Raw genomic sequence first — 13190 nt, forward strand, 5'->3', positions numbered from 1 at the left:
GGACGCACGGATGCCCCGAAGAGAGGATCTCTCCGGGGCACCCGCATGGTCACGGTGAGAGGTCAGGAGCGGCCCTGATCTCCCTCACACGGGATCACGCACAGGCGGCGACGAGCTCCCATGCACCCCAGGCGGAAGAGCCGGGACGCTCGCCCTGCGACCACCACTTGGCCTTGTAGTTCGACCCCTGGTAGCTCACGGTCGAACCACCCGGGTAGGCAGACCCCGAGGCCCAGGCTGCGACGCACGCCGTACCGGTCGAACCGTCGGTGGATCCATCCGTTGCGCCGTCGGTCGTCCCGTCCGTCGTACCGTCGGTCGTGCCGCCGTCCGTCGTGCCATCCGTCGTGCCGTCGGTCGAACCGGGTGCGCAGGCGGAGACGAGGTTCCAGACACCGCCGTTGCCGGGGGTCTCGTTCTGCGTCCACCACTTCGCGGTGTACTCGGAACCGTTGTGCGACACCTTCGCGCCACCGGTGTACACCGCCGAGGCCGACCATGCCGGGCTCGTGCAGGCGCCGGTCGTTCCGTCGGTCGAGCCGTCGGTGGTTCCGTCGGTCGTGCCGTCCGTCGTCCCATCCGTGGATCCGTCGGTCGTGCCATCCGTCGTGCCGCCGCCGTTGCCGGGATCCGTCGCAGGTCCTGTGGGCGCAGCGCGCAGCGCATCGGCCATGGTGCCGACGAGCTCGCCCTGACGGTCACCGGTGAGGTCCCACCACATCGCGCCGCCGAGACCGAGGTCCACGAGGTACTGCGCCTTCTGCGCGGTCGTGCGGGTGTCGTCGTAGCTCCACCACTGGTTGCCGTCGTAGCGCCATGCCGCACCGATCGCAGCGTCGTAGTACCCGGTGCCGAGGTTCTTCAGCTTGTCGTAGTCCTCGTTGCCCTTCTCCCACGTGCCAGGGCCGGCCGCCGTCGCAGGACCCCAGGCGTTCGCCGAGGTCGCGCCCTGCCAGCCGCGACCGTAGGCCGCGAGGCCGATGCCGAGCTGCGCCGGGTTGATACCGGTCTTCAGATACTCGCGCACGCTCTTGTCGACGCTGAACTGACGGTGCGCGGGGCGCGTGTCCGTCGGGTCGTCGTACAGGTTGCCCTGGTGCCCGGTGAGCGACGGGTCCCATGCACCGTGAAGGTCATACCCCTGGATGTTGCCGAAGTCGAGGTAGTTGTAGAGCTCGGGGTCGTTCCAGCCACCCGCGTTGATGTCCTCGACGTTCGCCGGGAGGAAGGCGGAGAGCTGGTACTCCTTGCCGGTGGTCGCCGTGATGGCGTCCAGCTGGGTGCGGAACTCCTTCAGCAGCGCCTTGAAGTTGGCCTTGTCGTTGACCTCGTCGACGATGTTGCCGACCTCGCCGTTGTGCGAACCGGGCCACTCCCAGTCGATGTCGAAGCCGTCGAACACGCCGGCGGCGGCACCTGCGCCACCACGACCGTCGATCACCGGCAGGTTGCCCTTGATGTAGAGGTTGATGCAGCTCGAGACCAGCTTCTTCCGCGAGGCATCCGTCGCCGCGGCTGCAGAGAAGTTCTTCGACCAGGTCCAGCCGCCGAGCGACAGCATGACCTTCAGGTTGGGGTTCTTCGCCTTCAGCTGCTTGAGCTGGTTGAACGAGCCGGCGAGCGGCTGGTCCCACTTGTCCGCGACGCCGGCGACCGAGTTGGCTGCCGTGTACCCCATGCCGAAGTCGGCCCAGGCGTCACCGGCGCCGTCGGAGCCGTTGGGGCCCGTCCCCTGCGCCTTGTTGGCGATGAAGCACTCCAGCGTCTGGTGGTGGATGTTGCCGAAGGAGTAGTTGATGTGGGTCAGGTCCGCTGCGGTGCCGGACACATCCAGCTGCTTGGCCTGGAAGTTACGGCCGTACACACCCCACTGGGTGAAGTAGCCGACGTTGCGGTATCCGTTGACCGCGCTCGGCACCTGCGCCTGCGCGCTGACACCCGGCTCGGTGGTGGCGGCTGCAGCGGGAACGCTGGCAACCGTGGCGAACGTCGCGACCGTGGCCGCCGTGGCCAGTGTCGCGATCGCGGCGGCGATGCCGCGACGTGGTTTTCTCAGTGTCATTATCTTCTCTCTCTGAGCGGATGCGGGGGCATCCGCATGGTGTTCCACCCGGCTGACGGCCGAGGGACGTCAAGAAGGTGGGGCGACGTCACCGTCGCCCCACCCGCGTTCTCAGCAGCGAGCGCCCTCGCCCCACACCGCGTTGGTGCCGGGGGTGTCGCCCTGCGTCCACCACTTGGCTGTGTAGACCGAACCGCCGTGGCTGACCTTCGCGCCGCCGGTGTAGACCGCAGAAGCGCTCCAGGCCGCGACCGTGCACGAGCCTGTTCCGCCCGTGCCGCCACCCGGCGTCGTGCCTGCACTCGGCTCGACGACCGTCACACCGCGCGGCAGGTCGTAGAGCGTTGCGAACGTCTGGTCGCCGACCGTGACGCGCAGGTTGGAGATCTGCGTCATCGGCAGACGCCAGGAGAACTTCGTCCACACCGATCCGCCTGCGGGGATGCCACCTGCGGGCACCTTCAGCGAGTAGGTGTGGAAGTCGCCCTTGAGGCCGCCGACATTGCTGCCCGTGTGATCGCTGGACAGCTTGGTGATGCCCCATCCGCCCTGCTCGCCCAGTGCGCCGGTGTCGCTCGTTCCGGTGTCGAAGGTGATCGTCGCGCCGGCCGGGATCGCGGTCGCCGAGTTGTTCGTGAAGGTCACCTTGGGATTGATTGGGTAGTTGTTGTCACCCAGCGCGAACTCCGTGAACTTCACATCGAGCTTGATCGCCTTCGTGGGCATCGCCACGTTGGCCTTGGCCGCGTCGTACGGCTGAGAGGCCGACAGGCGCGTGTGCAGGATGTCGACGAGCGTGGAACCCATCTCGTACTGCCCCTTGGCCTGGTTGTAGCCGTAGTCACCGGCGAGCTCCCAGATCATCACGCCGCCGATGCCGTTGTCGGCGACGTAGTTCGCCTTGGCCGTGGTCGCCTGGTCGGCGTCACCCGAGAGGAACGTCTTGGTGGTGTTGTTCCACCACCACTCGACCTTCGTCGTCGGGTCGAAGTGACGCGTGTACGAGCCGTTCAGGGTCGTCGGTGCGCCGTAGGACGCCGCGTAGTCACCGGCGATGCCGTTCTCGAGGTTGAGCACGTGCCAAATGGGGTTCGCACCCGCGCCGATCTCACCGCCGTGCTTGTCGAGGTCCCGCCACAGGTTGTTGATCCCCACGGCGCCGGCGCCGCACTTGGAGTTTCCGCCGTTCGACGGACCGGTTCCCGGAGGGCACTTCGACTGATCTGCCAGCGGCGCCGAGCCGTAGAGACCGTTGGTCCCGCCCTGCACGCCATCCCAACCGCGCGTGTACATCGGCATGCCGATGTTGATGCGGCCCGCCGGCATCGCACCACGGAAGTAGTGGTACGCCCAGTCGGTGTTCAGGTAGCCGATGTTGCTGTAGGCGTTGTAGACACCGCCGGCTGCGAGCTCCGGATCCTTGCCGTCATCGAACAGCGCACCGTTGCCGCCGACGAAGTTGTTCCACGATCCGTGCAGGTCGTAGCTCATGATGTTGACGTAGTCGAGGTACGGGAGGATCTGGTGCACCTCCGCACCGCGCAGCAGCCAGCCGGAGGCGGGAGCTGCGACCGTGAGCATGTAGTGCTTGCCGTCGGCAGCGCCCGCGACGTCGAGCTTCTCGCGCAGCGTCTTCATGAGTGCTTCGTAGCCCGACCACAGCTTCGCGCGGCGCGGCTCGGAGAACGAGAAGTCATCCGGGCTGCCGGCCTTGCCGTTGCTGTTGGCGTATTCGTAGTCGATGTCGACGCCGTCGAACCCGTAGGTGCGGATGAACTCGACCGCGGAGGTCGCGAAGGTGTCGATCTTCGCCTGCGTGTCGGTCATCGTGTAGAAGCCGCCGTCAGCGACGCGGTTGCCGTCCGCCCCGAAGTGGCCTCCGGTCTCAGCCCACCCGCCGACGGAGACGAGCGCCTTCACGCCCGGGTTCTGCGCCTTGTAGGTGTTGAGCATGTTGAAGTGCCCCGTGTACGGAAGCGACGCGGTCATCGCAGCGCCGGGCTCTTCGGGCCAGGTCATGTCGGTGGCCGCGTTGCCGGGGACCTCCGCGTTGACCGAAACCTTGCCCTGCGAGTTGATGTGCGCGAAGGCGTAGTTGATGTGGCTGAGCTTCTTCCATGGAATGTCGCTGGCCAGGTAGCTGGGCTGGCCGTTCTTTCCGGTGCGCCAGCTCGTGAAGTAGCCGATCACGCGGTGCTCGAGACCGTTCGGAAGGATCTCGCGACCGTTCGTGTCGTAGATCGAGCAGTAGGGGACGTTGACGCCCGGGGTCTGGTAGAGACCATCGGGGCGGCAGGTCTCGTCGGGATTGGAGGTCCACGGCGTGCCCTCGGTCGCCCCGTCGGTGCTGCCATCTGTGGTGCCGTCGGTGGTGCCGTCCGTCATCCCGTCCGTCGTCCCGTCCGTCGTCCCATCGGTGGTTCCATCGGTCGCACCATCGGTGGTGCCGTCGGTCGCACCATCGGTGGTGCCGTCGGTCGTCCCGTCCGTCGTCCCGTCGGTCGTCCCGTCCGTGGTTCCATCGGTCGTGCCCGTGCTGCACGCCCCCTGGTTCTCCCACGCGCCCCAGGCACTGCTGCCCGGAACCTCGTTCTGAGTCCACCACTTCGCGCGGTAGTTCACCCCGTTGTGGGAGGCGAGTCCGCCTCCCGTGTACACGGCGGTTGCTGACCACGGCGTCTGGCACTCCGCTGTCGCCGCGGAAGCGGCGGTGCTCGTCGCGACAGCGAATCCTGCTGTCACGATCGCGGCGGTCGCCAGCGCGCCTATGCGCAGGCGAACCGATGAGCGTTGTCTTGCCATGAATGACCTTCTCTACTCTGGCTGCGGCGCCCGCGAAATGACGGGTCGTGATTGCAACCTAGTGAGAAGGATCCGGGGCGCACATTAGGGGTTTCCACATTCCTTGCAACGCCGATATATCAGAATGCGCGGCAGTGAGCAGCGGATCAGGCGTGCTGGTTCGTGCGGTGTGCCAGTGCGGTGAGCTCGCCGCGGCTCTTCACATCGAACTTCGTGAACAGCCGCCCGATGTACACCTCGACCGTGCGCACGGAGACGCGCATCTGCTCGGAGATCTCCCGGTTCGTCCGCCCTTCGGCGACGAGCATGGCTGTCGCGAGTTCCCGCTCGGTCAGCAGCGGCTCCCAGGCGGCCCGACAGGTGGCCAGCGGCTCTGCGGATGCCACGGCAATGGGCATTGTGGGAAGCTGCAGGTTCTCGGCCAGCTGCTCCCCCAGGCGCGCGAGACGCACCTCGATCGCCGCACGCCATGCCCCGGCGCCCGCCTCGGTGAACAGGCTCTGCGCGGCACGCAGATGGCGCTGCCCTGCGCCGCGATCGCCGCGGGTGACACAGGTGATGCCGAGCATCGCCTCGACCCGCCCGCGCTCGAACGGCGAGACGATACGGCGACTCTCTTCCGCGGCATCCTGATAGTCCTGCATCCACGCGTTTTCCCGCGCGGAGCGAATTCGCAGCCGCACGGCACGCGCACGCGCAACATCCGGCGGTTCGATGACGGAAGGAGGATCGATCGGCCCGACCTCATCCAGGCCAGGAAGACCCAACGGCGCTGTGGGCGCACCGCGCTCCGCCCACAGCCGCACATGCACGGCCGCCTCTTCCACACGCCCGGAGAGATAGCTCTCGAGGCCACGGTCGACCAGCCGGTCCTGCGGCAGGGGTGTCGGCAGAGCCGCGGTCAACGACTCGGAGAGCGGACCGGTGTGCCCGTCGATCGCCAGTTCGAGGCGGCGCGCGAGCTGCACGCCGAGCCCCGCGAAGGGCAGAGCGAGCGGCAGCGTGTAGGCACCCTGCTTGAGCGTGCGGGATGCGCCGGTCACGTCGCCCTGCCACAGCCGCAGCAGCGCCTCGATCACAGCCCTGTGCGCCCGCGCGTAGGGACTGCGTCCGAAACCGAGCGCGAGAGCATCTTCCAGATCGACGCAGGAGCCTTCATCGTGGAGGACGATCTGCAGACCGCCGGCGATGTCGCCTTCGAGTGCCAGGCGCAGCGCGCGGCAGAGGTTGTCGATCAGTCCCTGGCGCTCGTCAGCGTTCAGCTCGTCGATCGGCTCGCCCAGGAACAGTGAGCTCCATCCGACTGCCGGCTCGCGCAACGCGCCGTCCGCGCCCGCGGCGGCATCCGCCTCTCGCGTCGCCGCCAGCCAGGTCCGACTCTCGCTCTTCGCCCCACGCTCCGCACAGAGTCCCGCCGCGAGCCCCGCAGCCCGGCCGTAGGAGAACCACTGCTCCGCATCCGCCGTCGTCGGGCGATGCTGAGCCAGATCGGCCGCCGGCACGACACCCGCCTGAAGCGTCGCCGCGACGATGTACGACGGCAACGTCATGGCGCGGGCGGCATCACCGCCGGAGATGATGACGGGCGACAGCCAGTCCAGCGCATCCGCGACCCATCCTGCGTTGAGCGCTGCCCGACCTGCAAAGGAACGCGCGGCATCGACACACGTCTCGTCGGCGTGGCTCGCCGCCTCCCGCGCGATCACATACGCGCGCTCGGCGTTGCCGCTCTCCAGCTCTTCTCGTGCCACATCGAGCATCGCCGGAACGATCGACGTATCGCCGCTCATCGAGCTCAGCGCCCGGTGCCACAGCGCGCGTGCATGATCGCCCTGCTCCTCGTAGATCTCCAGGAGAGCATGGTGCAGCCGGGTGCGCTCCCCCAGGCTCGCGCTCTCATGCACCCAAGTGCGCACGCGCGCGTCGGCGAAAGCGAAGCGTCCCGCGACCATCATGAGCAGCCCACTCAACGGACTCTCGATGAGCGCGTCCATCGACCGCTCCGCGATCGCGAGCAGCACATCGATGCGATCGTCGACGCACACAGATGCAGCCAGAAGCGTTCGAGTCTCCCAGGCTTCGAGCGAGACCTCGGAGAAGTGCTCCACGATCGCCGGAACGAGCGGAAGCGGATCCGGCAGACACCGTTGCCCCGCGCGCTGGTCTGCCGTCAGGCGCTCGACGGTCTCGAGGAAGGCCTGAGGATCGCCATGACATCCGGCGACCAGCCGCGCCACGACGGTGGGCGCCGAACGGTGCCCGTGCGCGCGCAGCAAGGCATGCGCTTTCGCGAAGGATGACAGCGAACGACTGGAAGAAGAAGATGCCCCGAAGTCATTGCCACGCGGAACTGCGAATGTCGTAACCACGCTATCCCCCGCTCACTCCATTGGACCGTGAGCGATATGTTAGCAAGCTTTACAAAGCAGTGCCGGATTTTGTCCGACGCGCCGCGACGACCTACTCTTCGTCGTCGCTGCGGATGTACGGGTCTTCGTCACCGGCGGGTTTCGCCCCCGCTGCGAGACGCGAAACCTCGGCGTCACGCTCGCGCGCCTCACGCAGCAGACCGGAGATGTGATCCGCGTTCTCCGGCAGTGCGTCGGCGATGAACTCGAGCGTCGGCACCAGTCGCACGTTCAGGTGACGGCCGACCTCAGAGCGAAGCATCCCCGTCGCCGACTTCAGCGCCTCACCGCTGGCGACACGCTCCGCGTCATCACCGAGCACCGTGTAGAACACCGATGCGTGCTGCAGGTCGCCCGTCACGCGGACATCCGTGATCGTGACGAAACCCAGGCGCGGGTCGCGCAGTCCCTTGTCGAGACGCTCCGCAAGAATCACGCGGATGCGATCCGCCAGTCGTGCCTGTCGTTCCCCGGCCATGGCCTTCTCCTTCGTTGCTGCTTTCGTGCCCGAGCATAGCCCGAGGCCACGGATGCCTCGCCCTCCGCAGCGCGGAGAGACGAGGCATCCGAATGGGTGTCGCTGATCTCTCAGCGATGTGCGATCAGGCGCGCGGCTTCTCGACCATCTCGGTGGTCTCGATCTCGTCGCCGATCTGGATGTCGTTGTACTTGCCGAGGCCGATACCCGCCTCGTAGTCCGTACGCACCTCGGTGACGTCGTCCTTGAAGCGACGCAGCGACTCGATAGCCAGGCCGTCTGCGATGACAACGCCATCGCGGATGACGCGTGCCTTCGCGTTTCGCGTGATCGTTCCCGAGCGGACGATGACACCGGCGATGTTGCCGAACTTGGAAGAGCGGAACACCTCGCGGATCTCGGCGACGCCCGACTGGACCTCTTCGAACTCCGGCTTGAGCATGCCCTTGAGCGAGCTCTCGATCTCTTCGATGGCGTGGTAGATCACCGAGTAGAAGCGGATGTCCACGCCCTCACGGGAAGCACGCTCACGTGCCTTCGTGTCGGGACGGACGTTGAAGCCCACGATGATCGCGTTGTCGATCGTCGCCAGGTTCACGTCGGACTCCGTGATCGCACCGACGCCGCGGTGGATGATGCGCAGCTGCACCGAGTCGTCGACCTCGATCTTGAGCAGCGACTCCTCCAGCGCCTCGACGGCACCGGACACGTCGCCCTTGATGATGAGGTTGAGCGACTCGACCTTGCCCTCTTCGAGAGCGCGGGTGAAGTCCTCGAGCGAGATGCGCTTGCGGGCCTTGGCCAGCTGTGCGTTGCGCTCGACAGCCTCACGCTTCTCAGCGATCTGGCGAGCCATGCGGTCTTCGTCGGTGACGATGAACACGTCACCGGCGCGCGGCACGGAGTTCAGACCCTGCACCTGGACCGGACGGGACGGTGCCGCCTCGGCCACAGCCTCGCCGTTCTCGTCGATCATGGCGCGGACGCGGCCGTAGGCCGTACCTGCCACGATCGCGTCGCCGACGCGGAGGGTTCCGGACTGGATGAGGACGGTCGCCACCGAACCGCGGCCCTTGTCGAGCTTTGCCTCGATCGCGATACCGCGCGCTGCCTTGTTCGGGTTGGCCGTGAGGTCCAGACCTGCGTCAGCCGTGAGCAGCACGGCGTCGAGGAGCTCCTGGATGCCCGTGTTCTGGCGTGCCGAGACGTCGACGAACATGACGTCGCCGCCGTACTCCTCTGCGACCAGACCGTACTCGGTGAGCTGCTGACGCACCTTGGCCGGGTTGGCTTCGGGCTTGTCGACCTTGTTCACCGCGACGACGATCGGCACACCGGCCGCCTGCGCGTGGTTCACAGCCTCGACCGTCTGCGGCATGATGCCGTCATCGGCCGCGACCACGAGGATCGCGAGGTCGGTCACCTGCGCACCACGGGCACGCATGGCGGTGAACGCCTCGTGACCCGGGGTGTCGATGAAGGTGATCGCGCGCTCGATGCCCTCGTGCTCGGTCCAGACCTGGTAGGCACCGATGTGCTGGGTGATGCCACCGGCTTCGCCCTCGATGACGTTGGTCTTGCGGATGGCGTCGAGGAGGCGGGTCTTACCGTGGTCGACGTGACCCATGACTGTCACGACCGGCGGACGGATCTCGAGGTCGTCTTCGCTCTCTTCCTCCAGCTCCTGCTCGAGGTTCAGACCGAAGCCCTCGAGGAGCTCCTTGTCTTCGTCCTCGGGCGAGACCATCTGGATCTTGTAGCCGAGCTCAGCGCCCAGCACCTCGAAGGTGGCCTCATCGAGCGACTCCGTCGCCGTGGCCATCTCACCGAGGTTGAAGAGGATCGTGACGAGGGTTCCCGGCTGCACGGTGTAGCCGGTGAGATTCTCGATCTTGTCCGCGAAGTCTGCGATCGAGGCGCCGCGACGCATGCGGATGACCTCGCCGTTGCCGCGCGAGACGTTGACGCCACCGACGACCGGGGCATCCCGCATCTCGAACTCTTGCCGCTTCGCCCGCCGCGACTTGCGCTGCTTGCTCTTGCCGCCGCCCTTACCGAACGCACCAGCGGTACCTCCACCGGGACCACGGCCACGGCCGCCGCCGCCACCGGGACGACCGGCGAAGCCGCCGCCACCGGGACGTGCACCGGGACCGCCGGCACCGGGGCCACCTGCACCGCCGGGACGACCGGGACCGCCGGGACGCTGCTGGAACGGAGCGCCGGGACGACCGCCGCCACCCGGGCGCGGTGCGCCGGGACGCGGAGATCCGGGGCGAGGAGCACCCGGGCGCGGTGCGCCGGGACGCGGTGCCTGCGGACGGGGGATGTTGCCCGGAGTCGGGCGCTGGCCCATGCCCTGCTGCGAGGCGAACGGGTTGTTACCCGGACGCGGTCCTGCCGGACGCTGGCCCATGCCCTGCGACGAGGCGAAGGGGTTGTTGCCCGGACGCGGTGCGCCGGGACGCGGTGCGTCGCCCTTGGGACGCTCGTCTGCTGCCGGAGCCGGAGCTGCCGGAGCCGGAGCTGCGGGCGCCGGAGCGGGAGCAGCCGGAGCCGCCGCCTCGGGGGCGGGTGCCGCGGGAGCGGGCTTCGCGGGTCCTGGACGCGGGCCGGGCTTGGCCGTCGTCGCGGGGGCCTTTGCCGCGGCCGGAGCCGCGGGTGCTGCGGACTCCTTCGCTGCGGGCTTCGCGGAGCTGTCAGCCTCGATCGCCGCTCGCAGCTTGCGGGCGACGGGGGGCTCGATGGTCGAAGAGGGGCTCTTGACGAACTCGCCGAGCTCCTTCAGCTTTGCAAGTGCGAACTTGCTGTCGACGCCGAGTTCGGCGGCAATCTCGTGTACGCGTGGTTTGGCAGCCACAATTCTCCTGTCTGAGGGTGGTCAGCCCCAGACAGGGCAGACCATTAGTCGTGGAAGGGACTCATTTCGAGCCGTTCACTTTGGTTCCATAGCCGTTCAGCCGTTTCTCGATGGTCTGCGTGCTCAGCTGCGCTGACACGCGGAGTGCTCGTGCGAAAGCATGACGCTTGAGAGCTGCGTCGATGCACTGCTGAGTCGGATGCACCCACGCGCCCCGCCCGGCCATGACAGCGCGCTCATCGAAGATGAGTTCGTTGTCTTGGGAAACCACCCTGAGCAGGGCGGTCCGAGAGGCACGCATGCGGCAACCGACGCATGTTCGTACGGGTTCCATCCTACACCTCGCCTTCGACGGGGACGTTCGCCCCACCGGTGGGCACCGCTTAGGAGTCCAGGATGCTGTCGGGCTGGATGTCGATCTTCGCGCCCGTCAGCTTGGCCGCGAGGCGCGCGTTCTGACCTTCCTTGCCGATCGCGAGCGACAGCTGGTAGTCGGGGACGAGCGCGCGCACGGCCTTGGTGCCGGCGTCGAGGACGAAGGCAGATGTGACCTTCGCCGGAGACAGCGCCTGGGCGACGAACGTCGCGAGATCCGGGTTGTAGTCGACGATGTCGATCTTCTCGCCCGCGAGCTCCTCCGTGACGGCACGAACGCGGCGGCCCAGTTCTCCGATGCAGGCGCCCTTGGCGTTGATGCCGGGCTCCTTCGCAACGACGGCGATCTTGGAGCGGTGTCCGGCCTCACGAGCCAGGGCGACGATCTCGACGATCCCACTCGCGATCTCCGGGACCTCGAGCGCGAACAGCTTGCGGACGAGACCGGGGTGCGTGCGAGAGACCGTGATCTGCGGCCCCTTGTTGCCCTTGGCGACAGACGTCACATACACGCGAAGGCGCGAGCCGTGCGCGTACTCTTCTCCGGGCACCTGCTCCTCGGGGGGAAGGATCGCCTCGACCGTGCCGAGGTCGACGTGCACCATCCGCGGGTTCGGACCCTGCTGGATGACACCGGCGACGATGTCGCCCTCCTTGCCGCGGAACTCGCCGAGCACCGCGTCATCCGCGATGTCGCGCAGGCGCTGGCTGATGACCTGCTTCGCCGCGAATGCGGCGATGCGACCGAAGTTGTCCGGGGTCGCGTCTTCTTCGCCGATGACCGCGCCTTCATCGTCCGTCACGGGGACCAGGACCGAGACGTGGCCGCTCTTGTCGAGCTCGACCCGTGCGGCGACGGGCTCTTCGCCCATGTCGGAGATGTGCTTCTGGTATGCCGTGAGGATCGCCTGTTCGATGATCGCGACGAGTTCGTCGAGAGGGATCTCCTTCTCGCGCTCGATCGTTCGCAACAGTCCGAGATCAATGTCCATCGGAAACCTCCGTATTCAGCTCGCGCATCCTGCACGCACGATATCCGTCTAACGGTACCCGATTCCTGAACATCCAGCGCCGCGGGACCGGCGTCACCCGCCGCGACGGCGCGCTACTGCGCCGAAGGAAGGGCGTTGATCGCGTTGATCAGGCGGTAGAGCGATCCCACCTGACGCTGCGCCAGCGTGAGCACAAGTCGGGGAAGAGTCAGCGCGTCGCGGTCGGCGCGCTCCGGTCCGAGCGGCTCACTGCGCATGATGCCGCCGGTGGCGCAGAGGGATCCGAACTCGGCGTTCAACTGCTCGATCTCCGCGTCGGTCGGCGCTGTGCGCAGGCGCAGCACCAGTTGATCGCCCACCCAGCGCAGCGAATCGTAGTTCCGCCAGAACCCGGTGATCGCGGCGGCCGCCTCCTCGACCGAATCCGTGATGAGCACGCGATCGAAGTCGCCCGGCGAGATCACCCCGGACGGCATCAGGTACTCGTCGACGAATCGCTTGAGCCCGTGCCAGAACGTCCCGCCCGCCGCATCCAGAAGCACGATCGGCGTCGGCTCGGCCTTGCCGGTCTGCTGCAGAGTGAGCAGCTCGAACATCTCGTCGAGTGTGCCAAAGCCTCCGGGGAGGCAGATGAATCCCCGCGACTCCTTGATGAGCATGAGCTTGCGCGTGAAGAAGTACTTCATCGCGACGACCTGACCGCCGTCGGCGAAGAAGCCGTGCGCCTTCTCTTCGAACGGCAGGCGAATGGACACCCCGAGAGTCATGTCGGCCCCCGCGCCCTCTGCCGCGGCCAGCATGATGCCTGGCCCTGCGCCGGTGACGGCCATCCAGCCGTCGGAGGCCAGCGCCTGCGTGACATCACGTGCCTGAAGATAGAGCGGGTCATCCGTGCGCGTGCGTGCCGAGCCGAAGACGGTCACCTTCGGAACGTCGTGGAACGGCGCGAAGAGTCGGAACGCCTCACGCATCTCCGCGAGCGCGGCAGACGTGATCTTGAGGTCGAGACGCTCGGTCTGCTCCTGCCCGAGCTGAATCCCCGTGGAGAGGATTCGCGCGACCAGCGTGCGGTTCGTCGTGATGCCCGCGTCGGTCATCAGACGGTCGATCGCCTCGACGATCTCCGGCGCGAGCAGTGGCTGCGAGGGCTGGGGAGTGAGCTCATCAGTCATGATGACTCCACCCTGTCATGTTCTATGGTGCGATGTGCGGC

At 67.2% G+C, this 13190-nt stretch carries 8 protein-coding genes; all 8 read right to left on the minus strand.

All coding sequences use genetic code 11. The annotated features are described in order from the left end of the window. Positions 1-94 precede the first annotated feature (94 nt). Positions 95-2062 carry a glycosyl hydrolase family 18 protein gene (locus JOD62_RS01740; RefSeq protein ID WP_239526511.1) on the minus strand — a complete coding sequence of 656 codons (1968 nt, stop codon included), beginning with the start codon at positions 2060-2062 and terminating at the stop codon, positions 95-97. A 111-nt stretch (positions 2063-2173) separates the two neighbouring features. Next, on the minus strand, positions 2174-4864 hold the full coding sequence (locus JOD62_RS01745; protein WP_204937618.1) for a glycosyl hydrolase family 18 protein: 2691 nt from the start codon (positions 4862-4864) through the stop codon (positions 2174-2176). Between the two features lie 146 nt (positions 4865-5010). Then, positions 5011-7140, minus strand: a complete 2130-nt coding sequence (locus JOD62_RS14970) for a helix-turn-helix transcriptional regulator (protein WP_271171585.1) — start codon at positions 7138-7140, stop codon at positions 5011-5013. 184 nt (positions 7141-7324) lie between these two features. After that, on the minus strand, positions 7325-7750 hold the full coding sequence (rbfA, locus tag JOD62_RS01755; RefSeq protein ID WP_204937619.1) for a 30S ribosome-binding factor RbfA: 426 nt from the start codon (positions 7748-7750) through the stop codon (positions 7325-7327). A 124-nt stretch (positions 7751-7874) separates the two neighbouring features. Further along, positions 7875-10610: a translation initiation factor IF-2 gene (infB, locus tag JOD62_RS01760; RefSeq protein ID WP_204937620.1), complete on the minus strand. Its 2736-nt coding sequence runs from the start codon at positions 10608-10610 to the stop codon at positions 7875-7877. A 61-nt stretch (positions 10611-10671) separates the two neighbouring features. Beyond that, positions 10672-10944: a YlxR family protein gene (locus tag JOD62_RS01765; RefSeq protein WP_204937621.1), complete on the minus strand. Its 273-nt coding sequence runs from the start codon at positions 10942-10944 to the stop codon at positions 10672-10674. A 49-nt stretch (positions 10945-10993) separates the two neighbouring features. Further along, positions 10994-11977, minus strand: a complete 984-nt coding sequence (gene nusA / locus JOD62_RS01770) for a transcription termination factor NusA (RefSeq protein ID WP_204937622.1) — start codon at positions 11975-11977, stop codon at positions 10994-10996. A gap of 113 nt (positions 11978-12090) precedes the next feature. After that, positions 12091-13149, minus strand: coding sequence for an LOG family protein (locus tag JOD62_RS01775; RefSeq protein WP_204937623.1), 1059 nt, complete (start codon positions 13147-13149; stop codon positions 12091-12093). Between the last annotated feature and the right edge of the window lie 41 nt (positions 13150-13190).

This window comes from Microbacterium keratanolyticum (assembly GCF_016907255.1).
Classification (GTDB): Bacteria; Actinomycetota; Actinomycetes; order Actinomycetales; family Microbacteriaceae; genus Microbacterium; species Microbacterium keratanolyticum.

Bases quoted from the DNA above. Each gene is read 5' to 3' on its own strand.
- JOD62_RS01740 (WP_239526511.1), bottom strand. From the start codon at position 2,062: ATGACACTGAGAAAACCACGTCGCGGCATCGCCGCCGCGATCGCGACA.
- JOD62_RS01745 (WP_204937618.1), bottom strand. From the start codon at position 4,864: ATGGCAAGACAACGCTCATCGGTTCGCCTGCGCATAGGCGCGCTGGCG.
- rbfA (WP_204937619.1), bottom strand. From the start codon at position 7,750: ATGGCCGGGGAACGACAGGCACGACTGGCGGATCGCATCCGCGTGATT.
- JOD62_RS01765 (WP_204937621.1), bottom strand. From the start codon at position 10,944: ATGGAACCCGTACGAACATGCGTCGGTTGCCGCATGCGTGCCTCTCGG.
- nusA (WP_204937622.1), bottom strand. From the start codon at position 11,977: ATGGACATTGATCTCGGACTGTTGCGAACGATCGAGCGCGAGAAGGAG.
- JOD62_RS01775 (WP_204937623.1), bottom strand. From the start codon at position 13,149: ATGACTGATGAGCTCACTCCCCAGCCCTCGCAGCCACTGCTCGCGCCG.